Origin of the sequence: Mycobacterium sp. GA-1199, from assembly GCF_001500045.1 — a bacterium.
GTDB lineage: Bacteria > Actinomycetota > Actinomycetes > Mycobacteriales > Mycobacteriaceae > Mycobacterium.
The window spans coordinates 351,892-371,215 of sequence record NZ_LQIX01000012.1 but is presented as its reverse complement, the minus strand read 5'-3'; the positions used below and the strand labels follow the sequence as shown (position 1 = coordinate 371,215).

Annotated in this window: 22 protein-coding genes and 2 tRNA genes; 12 read left to right on the top strand and 12 right to left on the bottom strand. The window is 65.7% G+C overall.

Annotation, left to right across the window (positions count from 1 at the left end; genetic code table 11):
* Window positions 1–21: 21 nt before the first annotated feature.
* Window positions 22–94, bottom strand: a tRNA-Glu gene (locus AU198_RS10860).
* Between the two features lie 122 nt (window positions 95–216).
* Here AU198_RS10860 and AU198_RS10855 point away from each other — a divergent pair.
* Window positions 217–292: transfer RNA gene (locus AU198_RS10855), tRNA-Lys, on the top strand.
* 311 nt (window positions 293–603) lie between these two features.
* Here the strand turns inward: AU198_RS10855 and AU198_RS10850 are convergent.
* A complete protein-coding gene (locus AU198_RS10850; protein WP_064348085.1) occupies window positions 604–1,044 on the bottom strand; it encodes a hypothetical protein in 441 nt (146 codons plus the stop codon).
* Window positions 1,045–1,424: 380 nt separating this feature from the next.
* Complete coding sequence (locus AU198_RS10845) at window positions 1,425–2,456, bottom strand: oxygenase MpaB family protein (RefSeq protein ID WP_064348084.1); 1,032 nt, start codon at window positions 2,454–2,456, stop codon at window positions 1,425–1,427.
* A gap of 70 nt (window positions 2,457–2,526) precedes the next feature.
* Between AU198_RS10845 and AU198_RS10840 the strand changes: the two genes are divergently transcribed.
* Complete coding sequence (locus AU198_RS10840; RefSeq protein WP_064348083.1) at window positions 2,527–3,111, top strand: TetR/AcrR family transcriptional regulator; 585 nt, start codon at window positions 2,527–2,529, stop codon at window positions 3,109–3,111.
* Window positions 3,112–3,118: 7 nt separating this feature from the next.
* Here AU198_RS10840 and AU198_RS10835 read toward each other — a convergent pair whose 3' ends face one another.
* The 3 genes from AU198_RS10835 to AU198_RS10825 form a co-directional block, all read right to left on the bottom strand.
* The gene (locus AU198_RS10835) at window positions 3,119–3,535 is read right to left on the bottom strand and encodes a hypothetical protein (RefSeq protein WP_064348082.1); all 417 of its coding nucleotides are present in this window, start codon (window positions 3,533–3,535) and stop codon (window positions 3,119–3,121) included.
* A 154-nt stretch (window positions 3,536–3,689) separates the two neighbouring features.
* Complete coding sequence (locus tag AU198_RS10830) at window positions 3,690–4,115, bottom strand: hypothetical protein (protein WP_231744629.1); 426 nt, start codon at window positions 4,113–4,115, stop codon at window positions 3,690–3,692.
* 123 nt (window positions 4,116–4,238) lie between these two features.
* Window positions 4,239–4,697 (bottom strand): PASTA domain-containing protein, encoded by a 459-nt coding sequence (locus tag AU198_RS10825; RefSeq protein ID WP_231744628.1) that lies wholly within the window; start codon window positions 4,695–4,697, stop codon window positions 4,239–4,241.
* A gap of 211 nt (window positions 4,698–4,908) precedes the next feature.
* Here AU198_RS10825 and AU198_RS10820 point away from each other — a divergent pair, with 211 nt between their 5' ends.
* The 4 genes from AU198_RS10820 (at window position 4,909) to phoU (ending at window position 10,115) form a co-directional block, all read left to right on the top strand.
* Complete coding sequence (locus AU198_RS10820) at window positions 4,909–5,907, top strand: acyl-ACP desaturase (protein ID WP_064348081.1); 999 nt, start codon at window positions 4,909–4,911, stop codon at window positions 5,905–5,907.
* The gene (dusB, locus tag AU198_RS10815; protein ID WP_082690954.1) at window positions 5,904–7,064 is read left to right on the top strand and encodes a tRNA dihydrouridine synthase DusB; all 1,161 of its coding nucleotides are present in this window, start codon (window positions 5,904–5,906) and stop codon (window positions 7,062–7,064) included. The genes AU198_RS10820 and dusB overlap by 4 nt, the downstream gene beginning before the upstream one ends.
* A gap of 185 nt (window positions 7,065–7,249) precedes the next feature.
* A complete protein-coding gene (locus AU198_RS10810) occupies window positions 7,250–9,352 on the top strand; it encodes an LCP family protein (RefSeq protein ID WP_064348080.1) in 2,103 nt (700 codons plus the stop codon).
* Between the two features lie 94 nt (window positions 9,353–9,446).
* Window positions 9,447–10,115 carry a phosphate signaling complex protein PhoU gene (phoU, locus tag AU198_RS10805; RefSeq protein WP_064348079.1) on the top strand — a complete coding sequence of 223 codons (669 nt, stop codon included), beginning with the start codon at window positions 9,447–9,449 and terminating at the stop codon, window positions 10,113–10,115.
* 15 nt (window positions 10,116–10,130) lie between these two features.
* On the opposite strand, the gene pstB is transcribed toward phoU, so the two are convergent.
* The 6 genes from pstB to AU198_RS10775 form a co-directional block, all read right to left on the bottom strand.
* Complete coding sequence (gene pstB, locus AU198_RS10800; protein ID WP_064348078.1) at window positions 10,131–10,907, bottom strand: phosphate ABC transporter ATP-binding protein PstB; 777 nt, start codon at window positions 10,905–10,907, stop codon at window positions 10,131–10,133.
* 9 nt (window positions 10,908–10,916) lie between these two features.
* The gene (gene pstA / locus AU198_RS10795; RefSeq protein ID WP_064348077.1) at window positions 10,917–11,831 is read right to left on the bottom strand and encodes a phosphate ABC transporter permease PstA; all 915 of its coding nucleotides are present in this window, start codon (window positions 11,829–11,831) and stop codon (window positions 10,917–10,919) included.
* Entirely contained in the window at window positions 11,828–12,871 is a 1,044-nt protein-coding gene (gene pstC, locus AU198_RS10790; RefSeq protein WP_064348076.1) for a phosphate ABC transporter permease subunit PstC, read from the bottom strand. Before pstC ends, pstA begins: the two co-directional genes overlap by 4 nt.
* A gap of 48 nt (window positions 12,872–12,919) precedes the next feature.
* On the bottom strand, window positions 12,920–14,044 hold the full coding sequence (pstS, locus tag AU198_RS10785; RefSeq protein ID WP_064348221.1) for a phosphate ABC transporter substrate-binding protein PstS: 1,125 nt from the start codon (window positions 14,042–14,044) through the stop codon (window positions 12,920–12,922).
* 124 nt (window positions 14,045–14,168) lie between these two features.
* The gene (gene mshD, locus AU198_RS10780; protein ID WP_064348075.1) at window positions 14,169–15,062 is read right to left on the bottom strand and encodes a mycothiol synthase; all 894 of its coding nucleotides are present in this window, start codon (window positions 15,060–15,062) and stop codon (window positions 14,169–14,171) included.
* Complete coding sequence (locus AU198_RS10775; protein ID WP_064348220.1) at window positions 15,059–15,838, bottom strand: winged helix-turn-helix transcriptional regulator; 780 nt, start codon at window positions 15,836–15,838, stop codon at window positions 15,059–15,061. Before AU198_RS10775 ends, mshD begins: the two co-directional genes overlap by 4 nt.
* 160 nt (window positions 15,839–15,998) lie before the next feature.
* Here AU198_RS10775 and lmeA point away from each other — a divergent pair, with 160 nt between their 5' ends.
* The 6 genes from lmeA (at window position 15,999) to AU198_RS10750 (ending at window position 19,118) form a co-directional block, all read left to right on the top strand.
* Window positions 15,999–16,814 (top strand): mannan chain length control protein LmeA, encoded by an 816-nt coding sequence (gene lmeA, locus AU198_RS10770; protein WP_231744627.1) that lies wholly within the window; start codon window positions 15,999–16,001, stop codon window positions 16,812–16,814.
* A complete protein-coding gene (locus tag AU198_RS10765; RefSeq protein WP_064348074.1) occupies window positions 16,811–17,233 on the top strand; it encodes a thioredoxin family protein in 423 nt (140 codons plus the stop codon). The genes lmeA and AU198_RS10765 overlap by 4 nt, the downstream gene beginning before the upstream one ends.
* A gap of 5 nt (window positions 17,234–17,238) precedes the next feature.
* On the top strand, window positions 17,239–17,355 hold the full coding sequence (locus AU198_RS26895) for an Ms5788A family Cys-rich leader peptide (RefSeq protein WP_353612086.1): 117 nt from the start codon (window positions 17,239–17,241) through the stop codon (window positions 17,353–17,355).
* A gap of 97 nt (window positions 17,356–17,452) precedes the next feature.
* A complete protein-coding gene (locus AU198_RS10760) occupies window positions 17,453–17,944 on the top strand; it encodes a DUF4395 domain-containing protein (RefSeq protein WP_064348073.1) in 492 nt (163 codons plus the stop codon).
* 36 nt (window positions 17,945–17,980) lie between these two features.
* Window positions 17,981–18,814: a sulfurtransferase gene (locus AU198_RS10755; protein WP_064348072.1), complete on the top strand. Its 834-nt coding sequence runs from the start codon at window positions 17,981–17,983 to the stop codon at window positions 18,812–18,814.
* A gap of 1 nt (window position 18,815) precedes the next feature.
* The gene (locus AU198_RS10750; protein WP_059098314.1) at window positions 18,816–19,118 is read left to right on the top strand and encodes a DUF1416 domain-containing protein; all 303 of its coding nucleotides are present in this window, start codon (window positions 18,816–18,818) and stop codon (window positions 19,116–19,118) included.
* Window positions 19,119–19,324 lie beyond the last annotated feature (206 nt).

Below are 19,324 nucleotides of genomic sequence, written 5' to 3'. Positions count from 1 at the left end.
CATCGTACGGGTCGCTGCGTGTACCCCCTACGGGATTCGAACCCGCGCTACCGCCTTGAAAGGGCGGCGTCCTAGGCCGCTAGACGAAGGGGGCCCAGCCGAATCTCTCCGGGGTACTCGCAACGCGATGACGTTGGGAGCTTCGATAGCTTAGGTTATCGGAACCCGAATCCTCAAACGAGGGCGACGCGGGGCACCCAGTATCCTGTCCATCGCGCCCCTATAGCTCAGTTGGTAGAGCTACGGACTTTTAATCCGCAGGTCCTAGGTTCGAGTCCTAGTGGGGGCACCAGAAGTCCTACCTCAAACTGCCTTTCGAGGCTTCCCCTTTGACAAGGGGCAGATACTTCCAGTCCGCAAGCGGACCAGTATTGGCTGGTGGAACGCCGTGGCGCGCTGGTGTCGAGGGACCGCTGGAATCGTAGCCCTCGGACCGTCGGAGTAGGTGCCACTCACGGGGCAGACCACATCAGCCTGAATTTGCGCACCGATCCTCGCTACGGCACGCCGGCCACCTTGGTACCAGCGCTCACCGTGAGCCAACCGATTCCCCGTGTGGGCTTGGCGACGGTTCCCGACCCGACACGGTTCAGCGGCTGCTCGTTACTTGTCAGCCTTGTCGGCCTTGTCGGCCTTGTCGGCCTTGGCCGGCTTGTCCACCTTGTCAGCCTTGGCCGGCTTGTCCACCTTGTCGGGCTTGTCGGCAGGGGCTGCGGGGGCGGGCTCGGATGCCGGGGCGAGCTTGGGGACTGGGGCGGAGCTTATTTGTGCTTTCAGTGCTGCCGTCAGCTGATTGTTCGCTGCCTTTATATCTGCCTTGAACGTCGCCTTTGCAGCAGCAAGTTGGCTGGCGTATTCAGTCTTGCTGATGACTCCTGCGTCACGCTGTTTGATCAGGTCGATGATCTTCGCGTTGTAGGCCGTAGTCAGGGAATTGACTTGATTGGTCCACGTGCATCCAGCGTCGCACGGCTCCGCCTGCGCCGGGACCGAGAAAAGTAATGGCGTCACAAGCAGGGCGGCTGCGATTTGTTTCTTCATCATGTCGGTTCACGTCACCTTTCTTGGTGTGCAGGGTGCGCATTTCGTTCGGCAGCGCCCAATCCCGACGATGACGAATCACCGTTGCTGGACCGCTCCTGACGCCGATCAAACTGCGACAGACGTCATGGTGCGGTGACTCGAGCGAGTGGCCTGCAGTATCGGACTACTGCACTTTCGCGGCCTCAGCAAGCCGACTACTTAGGGCGGCGCAAGTTGGTCGGTCAGCCCGACTCCACAACAACAAGTACCCGATGAGGCGCGCCCAGTGATTGCGCCGTTTCGCCACTCAAAGCGGTGTGGGTGACCCGGACAGCGGGCGAGGCAGAGACTTCTGCTGACGGTGGACCACCGACGGGAGTCGGCGCAGCACAGAGCCTGAATCAGACCTGCGGACAGTAGAACTGCGGCTGACCGCGGTACTCGACCGGTGGGAGGTTGCGCGCCGGCGTCTCGACCAGCGGGGCGTCCACCGGCAGCCGACCTGTCGCGCGGTCGATCGCAGAACGCTTGCGCGGGTGCATCAGCCACCGCTTGGGCAACACCTTGGTGGCCAGCGTCACGACATCGCAGAAACGACGGTGCAGCCACTCCTGGCGGGGTGACCAGCTATAGCCCATCAACTCCCGAACCGGCGGATCGTAGAGGGCGACGGTCATGAACGTCAGAAAGCGCTGCATCACTTGGAGGTTCAGCCGCCACAACGGGTCCGGGATCCACTCCAGCGACGGGTGCTTGGGCATCGTCGAGAGATCCATCACCTCCCGGGCCGCCCAGTTGTTCTCCAAGACGTTGTGGCACATGTGATCCCAGTACGCCTGGAATTCTTCCCACGTCTTGGGCACCGGCCGCATGCTCATCCCGTACATGCGGTACCAGGTGATGTGTTCGTCGAACAACTGCCGCTTCTGGTCCTCGGTCAGTCCACCACCGAACTTCTCGGCGGCCAGCAGGGTCGACTTGAAGAACGTCGCGTGCGCCCAGTAGAAGACATCGGGGTTCAGCGCGCTGTATCGTCGGCCGCGCTCGTCGGTGCCCTTGATGCTGATGTGGTAATCGCGGACCTCCGCGCCCGTCTTCGGTGCACGATCGCCGTCGAAGACCACCCCGCCGATGGGGTAGATCGAACGCAGCAGCCGCGGAATCCGCTCCATGAAGAAGATCGAGTGCTCCTGCACGGCGGCGCCCAACTGCGGGTGCATGTTCTGCATCGAGCCCGCCCAGGTGCCCTGAAACAGGCCGGTCCACTGACCGAAGTACCGCCACGTCAGCGAGTCGGGGCCCAGCGGCGGCGGCGCGTCGTAACCGCCTGAGGTCACCGGACAGCCCGCCGCCAGCGAGGACGCGTCCCCCTGCCCTTCGGACAGCTGGCGCTCCCGCGACACGGGGCACGTTTCAGACGTATCTTGAGTCACTGGTGTACTTCCGTCCGGAGGTAGCAGGATTTCTGACTACGGGCGTTGTCATGCCGAGCTTAGGAGGGATGTGCCTTCGGGTCAAAGACGGGGCCGATGGTCGGGCGTGCCGCTGCAGGACCGTCAGGTGCTTCGCCGCGACGAACTCATCGCCGCAGGAGTGGGGCTTCTCGGCGCCGCCGAGGGCCCGTCCCTGACCGTCCGCGCCGTGTGCCGGGCAGCCGGGTTGACCGAGCGCTACTTCTACGAAAGCTTCGCCGACCGCGACGAATTCGTCCGTGCCGTGTACGACGACGTCTGCGCAAAAGCCATGTCCACCTTGACGTCGGCCGAAACCCCGCGCGACGCCGTCGAGCGGTTCGTCGCCTTGATGGTCGACGACCCGACCCGAGGCCGGGTGCTGCTGCTCGCGCCGGCCAGCGAACCGGTGCTGACGCGTTCAGGTGCCGAGTGGATGCCCAGCTTCATCGAGCTGTTGCAGCGCAAGCTCACCCGCATCACCGATCCCGACCGGGCGGCGATGGTGGCCACCGGGCTGATCGGGGCCCTGACCGCGCTGTTCACCGCCTACCTCAACGGCAGGCTGACCGCCACGCGAGAGCACTTCATCGACTACTGCGTCGAAATGCTGCTCGGCCGGGTGTCGAGCTACTAGGACCGGGCTACTCGTCGGGCGTGACCGGCGCTTCCAGTTCCTCCTGCTCCTCGTTGGCAGCTTCCTCCTCGGCTTTGGACTTGGCCTCCCGGCCGAGCGGATTGGCCACCGACGCACCGGGATTCGTCGCCGTCGCATACCCACCCGCACAGTTCAGCGCCAGGTGGACCTGGCTGCCGGACTCGGCGATGCGCAAGAACGACGCGTCCCACGCATTGGTGACGATGCAATCGCCGAGGTCGAGTTTGTCCCCCACCCGGGCGGCGACCACGGCCGTGTCACCGTCCTCCTCGATGGCCGAGACCGCATCAGAGTAGGTCTGCCCCACGACGTCCGGGGCGGCCACCGCCGTCGCCGTGCCCAACAGCGCCATCGCCGACACCGCGGCACCGACCGCGCCGATCCCCAACATTCGTCTTCGCATGGTCCGCCCGCCTCTGTGAGTGTGCTCCGGGGCGGATGACGTGCTGCGTCCACCCCGGGCGTGGATTCCACGCCACCTTCACGGGGTTGTGTGAACGGAGGGATGCGCTGACGTTGACGCCGGGTGAAAACCGTTGCGGACTATGAAGACTGCGTTAATTGTCGGGCGTGACGGGCGATTCCAGCTCTGACAGTTCCTGCTTCTCGGCTTCCTCTTCGGCCTTGGACTTGGCCGCGCGCCCGAGCGGATTGGCAACGGAGGCACCAGGATTGGTGGCGGTCGCATACTCGCCGGCGCAGTTCAACGCCACAGACATCTCGCTCTCGTCGGCCTGGCTGATCCGCAGGAACGACGAGTCCCAGATGTTGGTGACGATGCAATCGCCGAGGTCGAGTTTGTCACCGACCCGAGCGGCGACCACCGCTCTGCCACCGGCGTTCTCGATCTGTTCCTGAGCGTCGGAGTACTTCATGCCGACGACGCTGGGAGCGGCCGAGGCGGTGCCCGAGCCGAAAAGAACCGCCGATGCGGCGGCAACACCCATCGCCGACGTGAAACCGATGGAGATGATCTTCTGCACGTGCCCCAACCTCCGTGTCCGGGCGATGACCGCCGCGTTAACGCTGGTGGCAGTCTATTGCGGTTCGGTATACATCGCCACCGGAGCGAAGCGCTGGTTTTAAAGGCCCGGACCTGCGAGGACTCAGTTGTTCGGGGTCACGGGGGCGGCCAATTCCTGTTCTTCCAGCATCGCCGCCTCGCGCGCCGCCTTCGCCTGCCGACGTTGCTGCTCGGCCTTGGCGTCGCGGCCGACCGGGCTCATCGCGGAGTTGCCCGGCGCCCCGGGCGCGGCAAGCGCGGCATTGCAGTTCAACGCCACCATGACATCGCTGTTGGAGACCGGGCGGCCCCGCGAGTTCGGCCGGCGGACCGCGGCATCCCACGCGTTCGTCACCAGGCAGTTGCCTTCGTCGGCGCTGCTCCCGACCCGCGTCGCGACCACGGCGTTGCCGCCGTACTGCTGGATGATCTTCTTGGCGTCCTTATAGGGGCGGTCGACGACGTCGGGGACCGCAACTGCCTGGCCCGCTCCCACCAGTGCGGTACCCGCCGCTACCGCGGCAACCGCCGCGCCTGCCCACAGATGCCGCAGCTTGAGCAACGCCCGTCCTCCGAGTCTCCAGTGATGCCGAATTCAGGGCCTAGATGTTTGCCCGACCGGGATACTACAACGACAGATGCGCCTCAAGTGGCGGTTGGGACACGTTCCCGGAACTTGATGTCACCGGGGGACACAGATATATTGAGTGCAACCAACGGGTACAGATAATTAATTGGGTGGGGCTCTCGCACGCGAGAAGGAGTAAGGATCAATGCACGAGAACTTGACCGACCTACATCTGCTGCATGAGCTCGAGCCTGTCGTCGAGAAGTACCTCAATCGTCACTTGTCGATGCGCAAGGACTGGAATCCGCACGATTACATCCCGTGGTCCGACGGCAAGAACTATTACGCACTGGGCGGCCAGGATTGGGATCCCGAGCAGTCTCAGCTGTCGGAAGTCGCGCAGGTCGCGATGATCCAGAACCTATTGACCGAGGACAACCTGCCGTCGTATCACCGCGAGATCGCGATGAACATGGGCATGGACGGCGCCTGGGGGCAGTGGGTCAACCGGTGGACGGCCGAGGAGAACCGGCACGGCATCGCGCTGCGCGACTACCTCGTGGTCACCCGTTCGGTCGACCCCGTACAACTGGAACAGCTGCGCGTCGAGCAGGTCACCCGCGGCTTCTCCCCCGGCCAGAACCAGCAGGGCGACCTCTTCGCGGAGAGCCTCTTCGACTCGGTCATCTACGTGACCTTCCAGGAGTTGGCGACCCGCGTCTCGCACCGCAACACCGGTAAGGCCTGCAACGAGACCGTCGCCGACCAGCTGCTGGCGCGGGTCTCGGCCGATGAGAACCTGCACATGATCTTCTACCGGGACGTCAGTGAGGCCGGCTTCGACATCGCGCCCGACCAGGCGATGCACTGCCTGCACCGCGTGCTGCGCAACTTCAAGATGCCGGGCTACACGGTTCCGGAGTTCCGCCGCAAGGCCGTCATCATCGCCGTCGGCGGCGTCTACGATCCACGCATCCACCTCGATGACGTGGTGATGCCGGTGCTCAAGAAGTGGCGGATCTTCGAACGCGAAGACTTCACCGGCGAGGCCGCGCGCATGCGCGACGACCTCGGTGTGCTCGTCGAGGAGCTGGAGGAGGCCTCGCAGAAGTTCGAGGAATCCAAGCAGCGTCGCCTCGAGCGCGAGGCGCGCAAGGCCGAGAAGCTCTCCGCGAAGAAGGTCCTGGCCTCCTCGCCCTCATGACGGTCCTGGCCGACGAGCGCGAACTGCTGATCGGCCCGATACGGCTCCCCAGCCCGGTCGTACTGGCGCCGATGGCCGGTGTGACCAACGTCGCGTTCCGCACCCTGTGCCGCGAACTCGAGCTGACCAAAGCCGGCACGGTCAGCGGCTTGTACGTGTGCGAGATGGTGACCGCGCGCGCCCTCGTCGAGCGGCATCCGGGGACCATGCACATGGTGACGTTCGCGCCCGACGAGACCCCGCGTTCGCTGCAGCTGTACTCGGTGGACCCACAGAACACCTACGCCGCGGCGAAGATGATCGTCGACGAAGGGCTGGCCGACCACATCGACATGAACTTCGGCTGCCCGGTGCCCAAGGTCACGCGGCGCGGCGGGGGTGCTGCCTTGCCGTACAAGCGCAGGCTGTTCGGGCAGATCGTCGCCGCGGCGGTCCGCGCGACCGAAGGCACCGACATTCCCGTGACGGTGAAGTTCCGCATTGGGATCGACGATGCGCACCGCACCCATCTGGACGCCGGAAGGATCGCCGCCGAGGAGGGCGCCGCGGCAGTGGCCCTGCACGCCAGGACCGCGGCTCAGCGCTACTCCGGCAAGGCGGACTGGGACCAGATCGCGGCGCTCAAAGACCACGTCACCGACGTGCCCGTCTTGGGCAACGGCGACATCTTCGAAGCCTCCGACGCGCTGGCGATGATGTCGGCCACCGGATGCGACGGCGTGGTGATCGGGCGCGGTTGTCTGGGCAGGCCCTGGTTGTTCGCCGAACTGTCGGCCGCGTTCACCGGACGTCCCGCACCCGAACCGCCCACGCTCGGCGAGGTGGCGTCGATCATCGTGCGCCACGGCGAACTGCTGGCGGCCCATTTCGGCGAGGACAAGGGCATGCGCGACATCCGCAAGCATGTCGCCTGGTATCTGCACGGATTTCCCGCCGGCGCCGACCTCCGACGGGCGTTGGCCCTGGTCAAATCGCTTGCCGAGCTCGAGGAACTGCTCGGCAGACTCGATGCCGATGTGCCCTTCCCCGACGCCGCGACCGGTCCCCGCGGGCGCCAGGGTTCGGCCGCGGCGGTAGCACTGCCCGAGGGCTGGTTGACCGATCCCGACGACTGCACAGTGCCCGCCGGTGCCGAGGTCATGCACTCCGGTGGATAGCCGTCTCCCAGTCGTCTCCGTCCTGAGACGACTCTGACATCACATCTCTCAGGATGTCTCAGTACGATATGAGTCTCGTTCGTAATGCGCTCCCGTCGCGGAGTCACCCAGGTGCTGTAGCAATGGCGCGCGGCACCGTGTTCGCCCCTGAGCTGCACATGCAAAGAGTCGGAGGCCGGTAGGACATGAGTGACGGCGATAACGCCACTCCTGGCCCTCCCGACCCCACCGACGGCGACAACCGGTGGCTGACCCGCAGCCAACGGCCCGCTCCGGGCGCCGCGCCATGGGAGCGCGCGGACATTCATCACCGGCCCAACTCGTCGGAGGCCGACGCCAACGAGGCCGAGTCCACCGGTAACCACACCGACGGCGTGACCGTCGCCGACCTCATCGCGAAACTGTCCGGCGACAACGCGGTGCCGCCGGAACTGCGCCGTCGACGTCGCCGCCGCGAACCCGAACCGCCGACACCACCGGCGCCGCCCACCGAGATCATCGCGGCGGTGCCCGACGAACAGGCGGAGCTGTACGAGCCGGAGCCGCTGTACGAGTCGGAGCCGCCCGCCGACAGCGGAGACAACGACTGCGACACCGAGATCCTGCCTGTCGTGCACGCCGATGCCGAACTGCCCGACCTGGCGCTCGTGCGCAGGCCCGCGCGGGTGCCCGCGGCCCATGCGGTCACCGCGCGCAGGCCATCGAAGCCCCGTAGGCGTCGGCGCCGCACGCTGATCGCCGGACGCGCGCTTGCCGCGCTGATCGCGGTGCTCGCACTCGCGCTGACCGGCGGGGCCTGGCAGTGGCAGTCGGCGAAGAACAACATGATGAACCGGATCTCCGCGCTGGACCCCGATTCCCGCGACATCCTCGACCCCAACGCGCAATTCGGTGACGAGAACTTCCTGATCGTCGGTGTGGACAGCCGGCTCGGCGAGAACAGCGACATGGGTGCCGGCACCACCGAGGACGCTGCGGGGGCGCGCTCGGACACCGTGATGCTGGTGAACATCCCGGCGAACCGGGAACGGGTTGTGGCGGTGTCGTTCCCGCGCGACCTCGCGATCGAACCGATGAAGTGCGAGCCGTGGGATCCCCAGACCGGTAACTACGGTCCGATCACCGACCCGGATTCGCCGATGTACGGGGCCGAGGAGGTCTACACCGAGTACAAGTTGAACTCGGCTTACGCCGTCGGCGGCCCGAAGTGTCTGGTCAAGGTCATCCAGAAGATGTCCGGCCTTTCGATAAACCGTTTCATGGCAGTGGATTTCGCGGGTTTCTCCAAGATGGTAGACGCCCTGGGCGGAGTCGAGGTGTGTAGCACCATGCCGCTCGAGGACTACGAACTCGGAACGATACTCCCGCACGCGGGCCGGCAGATCGTCGACGGACACACGGCTCTTCAGTACGTGCGCGCCCGCCAGGTGACCACCGAGACCAACGGCGACTACGGACGTATCAAACGTCAGCAGCTGTTCTTGTCGTCGCTGATGCGCTCGATGATCTCCAAAGAGGTGTTCTTCTCGCTGTCGAAGCTCAACAACGTGGTCAACATGTTCATCAACGACAGCTATGTCGACAACATGGATACCAAGGACCTCGTCACGCTCGGCCAGTCGGTTCAGGGCATCGCCGCGGGCCGGATCACATTCCTGACCGTCCCGACGACGGGCTACATGGACGAGTACGGCAACGAGCACCTGCGCGAGGAAGACACCCGGGCGATCTTCGACGCGATCATCAACGACGATCCGCTGCCTGAGGAGAAGAACGCGGACAACACCCCGGTGCCCGGGACGCCCGAGTCGTCGACCACCGCCCAACCCGAGTCCGCCGCGCCGACCCATGACGCCGCACCGTCAGGTGAGCTCGTCGACGCGGTCACCACCGATCCGGCCGACATCACGGTTCAGGTGTCCAACTCAACCGGGGAGAACGGTCTCGCCGCGACGGCGGCCAGCGAATTGCAGACCCACGGTTTCAACGTCACCTCCCCCGACGACTACCCCGGCCCGCTGGATTCGACGACCGTGTTCTTCTCAGCTGGCAACGAAGAGGCGGCGGCGACGGTGGCCTCGTCCTTCGCCAACGCCAAGGTGGAGCGAACCGCGGGGATGGGCGACACCGTGCGCGTGGTGTTGGGCAGCGATTTCCGCACCGTCACCCCGCCGTCACCGAGCGGGTCTCCGGTCCAGGTACACGTCGTGCGCGGAACCAGGAGCACCCCGACACAGCTCCCTGAGGATCTCGCGGTCACGAACGCAGCCGACACCAGCTGCGAGTGATCGCGCCGGTCACGGCGTTTCAGCAGGTGGGGTTCACCTTTCGTTCACCGCTCGCTTCATGCCGTTTCGGTGACGATGCCCGTAGGGTGGATGCATGCGTACTGCGTATCACGAGCAGTTGGAGGCTCTGACCACCCAGCTCGGGGAGATGTGCGGGCTGGCGGGCGCGGCGATGGAACGCGCCACCCAGGCCCTGCTGCAAGCCGATCTCGTGCTGGCCGAGCAGGTCATCACCGATCACGAACAGATCGCCGCGATGAGCGCACGGGCCGAGGAGTCGGCGTTCGTGCTGCTCGCGCTGCAGGCGCCGGTCGCGGGCGACCTTAGGGCCATCGTCGGCTCGATCCAGATCGTCGCCGACGTGGACCGTATGGGTGCGCTCGCACTGCACGTCGCCAAGATCGCCCGTCGCCGCCATCCTCAGCATGCGCTGCCCGAAGAGGTGAACGGCTACTTCGCCGAGATGGGCCGTCTCGCTGTGGAATTGGGCAACAGCGCCCAGGAGGTCCTGGTGACCCGCGACCCGGAGAAGGCCGCGCGCATCGGAGAAGAAGACGATGCCATGGACGATCTGCACCGCCACCTGTTCACGGTGTTGATGGATCGGGAGTGGAAGCACGGCGTGGCGGCCGCGGTGGACGTGACCCTGCTCGGCCGCTTCTACGAGCGGTTCGCCGACCACGCCGTCGAGGTGGCCCGGCGGGTGATCTTCCAGGTCACCGGTAAGCACCCCGCCGAAGTGGACATCCCGGCGTCGCGCTGACGCGGGTGTTGGGGCTCAGCCGAAGCGCCCGGAGATGTAGTCCTCGGTGGCCTTCTGCGACGGGTTGGAGAAGATCTTCTCGGTGTCGTCGATCTCGATGAGCCGGCCGGGCTTACCTGTCGCCTCGAGGTTGAAGAAGGCGGTCTGATCGCTCACCCGTGCGGCCTGTTGCATGTTGTGCGTGACGATGACGATCGTGAAGTCCTGCTTGAGCGTGGCGATCAGATCCTCGATCGCCAGCGTGGAGATGGGATCGAGTGCCGAGCACGGCTCGTCCATCAACAGCACGTCAGGTTGCACCGCGATCGCCCGGGCGATGCACAGCCGCTGCTGCTGACCACCGGACAATCCGCCGCCGGGCTTGTCCAACCGGTCCTTGACCTCGGTCCACAGGTTGGCTCCGCGCAGAGACCGTTCGGCCACCTCGTCGAGTGTCTTCTTGTTGCGCACACCCTGCAATCTGAGGCCCGCGACCACGTTGTCGCGAATCGACATGGTGGGGAACGGATTCGGACGTTGGAACACCATGCCGATCGTCTTGCGCACACCCACCGGGTCGACGCCGGCACCGTAGATATCCTCGCCGTCGAGCAACACCGAGCCTTCGACCCGCGCACCGGGGATGACCTCGTGCATGCGATTCAACGTTCGCAGCACCGTGGACTTTCCGCAGCCCGACGGGCCGATGAAGGCGGTCACATTGCGTGGCGGAACCGCTAGCGAGACATCGGCCACGGCGTGAAACGCCCCGTAGAAGATGTTGACGTCCTTGAGATCCAAGCGCTTGGCCATCGAAAACTCCTAAACCTTCTTGGGGGCGAAGAGCTTCGCCAAGAATCGCGCCCCGACGTTGAGTAAGGCGATCAGCAGGATCAGGGTCAGGGCCGCGCCCCACAACCGATCAGTGGGAACGGGATTCGCGCCCGCACCCGCCGAGGTCTGGTCGTACATCATGCCGGGCAGCGAGCCCATGAAGCCGTCGAACATGTCGAAGTTCATCGCCTGCGAGTAGCCGACGAGGACCAGCAACGGTGCGGTCTCACCCATGACGCGTGCCAGCGCCAACATGATCCCGGTGACAATGCCCGATAATGCGGTCGGAATCACAATGCGGACAATGGTTTTCCACTTCGGCACGCCGAGGGCGTAACTGGCTTCACGCAGGTCCATCGGCACAATGCGCAGCATCTCCTCGGTCGCGCGCACGATGACCGGGATCATCAACAGCACCAGAGACAGCGACACCGCAAAGCCGGACCGCGGGAATCCGAACGTCGCCACCCACAGCGCGTAAATGAACAGCGCCGCAACGATCGACGGTACGCCGGTGAGGATGTCGACCATGAACGTCGTCACCTTGCCGAATCGCGTTCCGCCGCCGTACTCGACGAGATAGATCCCCACGAACACCCCGATCGGAATCGAGATGGCCGCACACACCAGGCCTTGCAGAAGCGTGCCCACGATCGCGTGGTACGCCCCGCCGCCCGCCTGGAACGCCGTCATGCCCGCCTGTGAATTCGTGAACCAGACCGGCGATGTCAGCGCGTTGAACCCCTTGGCGATCACCGAGTAAAGCACCCAAAGCAGCGGAACCAGGGCGATCAGAACGCTCAGTGTGACCAGTATCGTCGCAACGTTGTTGGTCATCTTGCGGCGAAGGCTCACCCCCTGGAAGGTGGTCGCTTTGACCGGCCGGTCCAGCGTCGACGTCATTTCTGCGCCTTCCCGGCCACCGCCGCACGCGCCAGCGAGTTCACCACGAACGTCAAGACGAACAGCACCAGGCCGGCGGCGATGTAGGCGCCCGCCTTGTACTGGTCGTTGAATTCGCTTGCTGTGGCGGCGATCAGGCTCGCAAAGGTGTAGCCGCCGTCGAACAGCGACCATCCGAAGGCCTGCTGCGTTCCGCGCAGGATGATCAGCAACGCGATGGTCTCGCCCAGCGCACGACCGAGACCGAGCATGCCCCCGCTGATATACCCGGACATCCCGAAGGGCAGTACGGTCGTGCGCACCACTTCCCAACGTGTGGCACCCAGGGCCAGCGCCGCCTCGATCTGGCCTCGTGGTGTCTGAATGAACACCTCGCGCGTGACCGCGGTGATGATCGGAAGGATCATCACCGCCAGCACGATTCCCGCCGTGAAAATCGTCCCGCCACCTGCCACCGACGCCGTCCCGGTCTTGAAGAGGAACAGCCAGCCGAGGTTCTCGTTCAGCCACAACGCAACCGGTTTCAACACCGGGGCCAGAACGTAGAGTCCCCACACGCCGTAGATGATCGACGGCACCGCCGCCAAGAGGTCGACCATGTACGCCAGCGGACCCGCGACCCGCCGCGGCGCGTAGTGGGTCAGAAAGATCGCGATGCCAAGGGCCACAGGCATCGCCAGAACGAGCGCGAACACCGACACGAACACCGTCACCTGCAGCAGGTCGAGGATGCCGAAGTGCATCGCCGACGTGTCGGTGGTCTTCCAGGTGCCGCCGTAGAGGAAGAAGTTCTCCTCGTTGCGTGCCAGCGCCGGAATCGCCCGCCACAGCAGGAACGCTCCAATCGCCACGATCAGCGCGACGATGAAGGCGCCCGAGCCCTCCGCCAGCCCGCGGAAGATGCGGTCGCCGACACGCTCTTTGGCGTTCCTCGACGGGTCGCTGCTTATCGGAGTCGGCTCGGGAAAGGGGGAAGCGAGTGCTTCACCCGATCCCGCGTCGGACGGATTGGGGATTGTCACCTCGAGCCTATCGGTCATCGGTCCAAGGACCCATCCTCACCGTATCCCCGGCGGCGCGCCACGAAACTAGGCAATCGCTTCGATGGACGTCAGGAGTCGCTCCTTGAAGCGGTCCGGCAGCGGCACGTAGCCCGCGGGCGAGAGGTTCTGCTGACCGTCGTTGGCCGAGATCGTGAGGAACGACTTGACCGCCGCGGCGGTTTCGGGATCGTAGCCCTTCGAGCAGACGATCTCGTAGGTGGCGAGCACCAACGGGTAAGCGCCCGGCTCCTTCGTCCCGTACAACGAGTCCAGGTCCAACGCCAGATCGTTGCCTTCCGCGGCGAACGTCGCAACATCGATCGCCTTCTTGGCCGACTCGTCGGTCAGCTCGACCGCGCCTGCCCCACTGTCGATTTGGGCGAACGGCACACCACCCTGTTCGGCGAAACCCTTCTCCACGTAGCCGATCGCTCCGCCGGTCGCCTGCACGGCCTGCACGACACCTGCCGACTTCTGGGCGCCTTCACCGGCACCGCCCTGGAACTCGCTGCCATCGCCCTTGGTCCAACTCTGGGGGGCCGCCGCAGCGAGGTACTTCTGAAAGTTGTCGGTGGTGCCCGAGGAGTCCGACCGGTAGATCGGCGTGATGTCGCGGTCCGGCAGGTTGGTTCCGTCGTTGAGTGCCGCGATCGCGGGATCGTTCCACTTGGTGATCTGTCCCTGGAAGATCTTCGCGAGCACATCGGCGTTGAGAACCAGCTTGTCGACACCTTCGATGTTGTAGGCCAACGCGACTGGACCGAAGACCAGCGGAAGGTTCCATGCCGGGTTGCCGTCGCAGCGCTCGGCGGCCTGCTGGACCTGATTGCCCGACAGAGCCGAATCCGATCCGGCGAAGTCGACCTGACCGGCGATGAACTGCTCGCGTCCCGCGCCCGATCCGGTGGGGTTGTACGACAGGTTCTTACCCGGGCAGTGCTGACCCCAGACCTTGTTGAACTCGGCGATGGCGTTCTGTTGAGCCGTCGAACCCTCGGCCGTGACAGAGTTCTTGCCGCCGCACTCGGCCGCGGATGCAGCCCCGTTACTGCCCGTCGTCGGAGCGTTGTTGTCGCTGCCACACGCGGACAGGGTCAACGCCGCGATCGCGGCCACCGAAAGCGTGGTCAGCAGCGGGCTGCACGGGGTCTTGCCGAGGTTGAGCTTCACGAATCCCACTTTCGAATTTGGCGGCTTGAACTCCCTGGCAACGTATGCGGCGCCGGTGGACGCTTCGCGGATCACAGGTGAACGGCCGGTGAACACGTTCAGTTGGTTCACCGTGGTTTCCCAGCTAGCGCTCCGAGCGCTGCGCGTATGCGGCGTCGACGGAGAAGACCGTGAAGCCGAGCTTTCGGTAGGTGTTCACCGCCGCCGAGTTATCTGCCTCCACGTAAAGCATCACGGTGGGATCGGCACTGCCCGACAGTCGCCCGGCGAGGTGATGGAGCCCCGTCAGTGTCAGCACCGCACCCAACCCGCGCCCTTGGGCCGACGGGTCGACGCCGACGACATAGACCTCACCGAGGTCGGCGTCGTGGATTTTCGTCCAGTGAAATCCGAGCACCTCGTCGGTGTCCTCGTCGACAGCCAGAAACAACCCCTCCGGGTCGAACCACGGTTCGCCGCGGCGCTCGGCGATGTCGGCCTCGGTCCATCCGCCTTGCTCGGGATGCCAGACGAAGGCCGCGTTGTTGACGCGCAGCAGCGCGGCGTCGTCTTGCGGACCGGAGTACGTGGTGATGCGGACACCGTCGGGTGTCGGTGTCGGCGGCAGGCCGGTCAGCGGACGCCGCATCTGGAGGAGTTCGCGCACCACGGTCAGCCCGAGGGAGGCCGCGGTCGCCCGCGCCGCCTCCAGGTTGCCGTGCGCCCACACTCGCGCGTCGCCTCCGCCCTCGGCGAGACCCGTGCGCACCAGCGCCGCGCCGATCCCGCGACGCCGGGATCGCGGATCCACGACCGCCTCGGCCATCGCGGACTCGCCGTCCTCGGCGAGGTTCAGATAACCGACGATGTCCTCGTCGTCGGAGGCCACCAGGTGGCGGGTGCGGTCGTGCGGCAGTTCCCGCAGCACCTGCTCGCCTACCGGGGCGACGCCGTCGGCGGCTGTGGCGGATTTGATCAGTTCACGGATGCGACGTTGCTCGTCGCCGGAGAGTGCGGTTCGCCAGGCAAGTTCCGTCACGGGCTTCGCAACGGGTCGGCCAACGCTTCGGCGATACCGCCCGGCGTCTCGAGGCCCACGCTGTCGATGTCGTCGGGCACCGCGACGTCCGGGGCGGGTCCACGACCGCGTGCGGGGCGGACCGCCTTGTAGCCGACGTTGCGCACGGTGCCGATCAGCGATTCGTATTCGGGGCCGAGCTTGGCCCGCAACCGCCGCACGTGCACATCGACCGTGCGGGTGCCGCCGAAGAAGTCGTAACCCCACACCTCTTGCAACAGCTGCGCGCGGGTGAACACCCGGCCGGCGTGCTGGGCCAGGTACTTGAGCAGCTCGAATTCCTTGTAGGTCAGGTCGAGGGGGCGACCGCGAAGGCGGGCGGTGTAGGTGCCCTCGTCGATCACCAGTTCACCGAGGCTGATCTTGCCGACGTTCTCCTGATTGGCCGCCCCGCCGCGGCGGCCCACGAGCAACCGCAACCTCGCGTCGATCTCGGCGGGGCCGGTGCTGGGCAGCATGATCTCGTCCAGACCCCACTCGACGTTGACGGCCACCAGGCCGCCTTCGTTGACGACGGCCACCACGGGCACCGAGGTGCCGGTCGTGCCCAGCAGCCTGCACAGCCCGCGAGCCGCGGCCAGGTCGGTACGTGCGTCGACGATCGCGACGTCGGCGCTGCCCGCCTCCAAGAGCGACGAGACCTCGGTCGGTGCGGTCCGCACGGTGTGAGCGAGCAGCGACAGCGACGGCAGCACAGACTCAGGGTGTGGGTCGACTGTCAGTAGCAGTAGATCCAACTGGCCCTCCAACAGCCATAGGGACCTCGCCTGGACATCTTTGTCGGTCGGTGACTTCCCAGATTCATGCTCGACATACGCCCGTTACCGGGACGATGGTTTTCTAACGATAGCGCGCAACCCGCTCATCAGCTGCGTCGAACGGCACGTTGAGCCCGCCGTGGGCCAGAATGTGCGGGTGCGCAAGCTGCTGCTCGGGGTGTTGGCGACGGTGCTGGCGGTCGCCCTGTGCGCCGTCGGGGCCGATTTCGGTGCGGCGATCTACGCCGAATACCGGCTGGCCAGAAGCGTGCGTACCGCCGCTGACCTGCAACACGACCCGTCCGTGGCGATCCTCGGGTTCCCGTTCACCACGCAGGCGATGGACCGCCACTACGACGAGGTCGAGATCAGGGCCAACGGGGTCGACAATCGCGTGGTGGGCAAGGCGTCATTGGAGGCGACGCTGCACGAGATCGATCTGCCCGGCGATTCGTGGCTCGTCGGGCCCGACGCCACGCTGCAGGTCGGCAAGGCCGAAAGCCGCATCATCATCGACTCCACACATCTGGGCCGGTTCATGGACATCCCGGACCTGTTGGTCGAGGCGCCGACCGGAGAGAGCAACGACGCCACGGGCGGCACCACCGAATCGGGTATCTCCAGTAACAAGGGCGTGGTGTTCACCGGAACACCCGCCAAAGCCGACTTCCACGACAGGGTGAGCATCGCAGTGGACCTCGAGGTCGCCGGGCCCGACCAGACGACGCTGGTGATGACGGCAACCGGCGTGCTGACCGGCCCTGGCACGGCTGATCAGGAGGTGCCCGAGGACAAGAAGGACGCCGTCCTGGCCGCATTCACCGCGAGCCTGCCCGGTCAGAAGCTGCCGTTCGGGCTGGCGCCGACGGCGCAGGGGGCGCGAGGCTCCGACATCATCATCGAGGGCATCGCCGAGGGAGTATCCGTCGCGCTCACCGAGTTCCATCTGTCATGAGCTCTTCCTGGGTGCTGGCGATCACCGTCCTCATTGCGGCGCTCGGCGTCGCCTATGTGATCGGGCGGCTGCTCGCGCTTCGATCGGGCCTGCGTACGGCGAGCGAGAAGGCGGCAAACGTCGACACCAGCGACCTCGGCCTGTCCTCGACCGGACCGACGATCGTGCACTTCTCCGCCGAGTGGTGCGGGCCGTGCGCCGCAGTGCGCAGGGTCGTCGACCAGGTCTGCGCGGAGCTACCCGCGGTGGCGCACCTCGAGATCGACATCGACGCCAACCCGCAGGCGGCGCGGCGTCTTTCGGTGCTCTCGCTGCCCACCACCATCCTGTTCGACAGGGACGGCCGCCCCCGCTACCGGACCCACGGCGTCCCCAAGGCCGCTGACCTGCACTCGGCTTTGGAACCGCTGTTGGCTTGATCACCGTGTCCATTGGTAAGCTGTCCGGCGTGTCCGCCCGCCTCGAGCCGATGCTCACCAAGCGCCGCGCAGTCGATCTGTGCCGCGTCGCGGGTTCTTGCTGTTGTTGTTGCAGCTGCTGAGTAGCCGCGCCCTTCTTCGCGCGCACTCGGGAGCGACCCATGTGGTCCTTCCTGTCTCAGCCCAGCCCGACCCGATGACCGCAACAGGAGCACATGAATGCCAGCGACAGATACGTCGAGGACACGAGCCCGAACGCCCGACCAGGTGGATGTGCGTGGGCCGCGGTTCAGCGCATGGCTCACCACCGTCGTGCTGGTGGCGACCCTGCTGCTGTGGCCGGTGAGCCCGGCGGCTTCGGCGGCTGTGCTGGGCGCCCAGGCCGCGGTGTTCGCCATCGGGGCAGGGCGCGGGCCGCGGTCGCATCCCTACGGCCTGGTCTTCGCCCGTTTCGTCGCGCCGCGGCTGGGGCCCGTCAGCGAGAAGGAACCGGTGGCGCCGCTGAAGTTCGCCCAGTTCGTCGGGCTGGTCTTCGCGGTGGCCGGCGTCATCGGGTTCGCGACCGGCCTCGGGCTGCTCGGTCTGGTTGCCACCGCCTTCGCGCTGGTGGCGGCGTTCCTCAATGCGGCCTTCGGCATCTGCCTGGGCTGCCGGCTCTACCCATTCGTCGCGCGCGTCCGAAGGAACACGAGCGCACCATCACCCGCATAGAACTCCAAACCTGAAGTAACCGAAAGGATTTCCCCTATGGCACGCTCCGATGTCCTGGTCACGGCCGACTGGGCCGAGAGCAATCTCAACGCACCGAACATCGTGTTCGTCGAGGTTGACGAAGACACCAGCGCCTACGACGGCGGCCACATCGAGGGCGCCGTGAAGATCGACTGGAAGACCGACCTCCAAGATCCGGTACGTCGCGATTTCGTTGATCAGCAACAGTTTTCGAAGCTGCTGAGCGAGCGCGGCATCTCCAACGACGACACCGTGGTCCTGTACGGCGGCAACAACAACTGGTTTGCCGCGTACGCCTACTGGTACTTCAAGCTGTACGGGCACCAGGACGTCAAGCTGCTCGACGGCGGCCGCAAGAAGTGGGAGCTCGACGGCCGGCCGCTCGTCACCGAGGTGCCGAACCGGCCCGCGACGACCTATACCGCCAAGGCGCCCGACAACAGCATCCGCGCCTTCCGTGACGAGGTGATCGCCGCGATCAACAACAAGAACCTCGTCGACGTGCGTTCCCCCGACGAGTTCTCCGGCAAGATCCTGGCGCCGGCGCACCTGCCCCAGGAGCAGAGCCAGCGACCCGGGCATATCCCCGGCGCCATCAATGTTCCGTGGAGCAAGGCGGCCAACGACGACGGCACCTTCAAGTCCGATGAGGCGCTGGAGAAGCTGTACGCCGAGGCCGGGCTGGACGGTGAGAAGGAGACCATCGCTTACTGCCGGATCGGTGAGCGCTCGTCGCACACCTGGTTCGTGCTGCAGGAGCTGCTCGGACACAAGAACGTGAAGAACTACGACGGCAGTTGGACCGAATACGGCTCCCTGGTGGGGGCCCCGATCGAGTTGGGAAATTGATATGTGCTCTGCCCCGAAACAAGGCCTGACGTTGCCCGCCAGCGTCGACTTGGAGAAGGAGACGGTGATCACCGGCCGCGTCGTGGACGGGTCGGGACAGGCCGTCGGCGGCGCGTTCGTGCGCCTGCTGGACAGCTCTGACGAGTTCACCGCCGAGGTGGTCGCGTCGGCCACCGGCGACTTCCGGTTCTTCGCCGCGCCGGGCACGTGGACGCTGCGCGCGCTGTCGAAGGTCGGCAACGGCGATGCCGTCGTCGCGCCGTCGGGTGCGGGCATCCACGAGGTCGACGTCAAGGTCGCCTGACGCCTTAAAAAGCTCGAAAACTGAACTTGTGGGCGACGACCCGCGCGGACTTCGCACACGAGTTCAGTTTCGACGCCCCGGGCCGACGCAGTCGGCCTACCGCGGCCGACTAGACTCGTGCCCGTGGTGCTGTTCTTCGAACTCCTGCTCGTAGCCGCGACCCTGGTGATCACCTGGTTCGCGTTGTACGCGGTGTACCGGCTGAT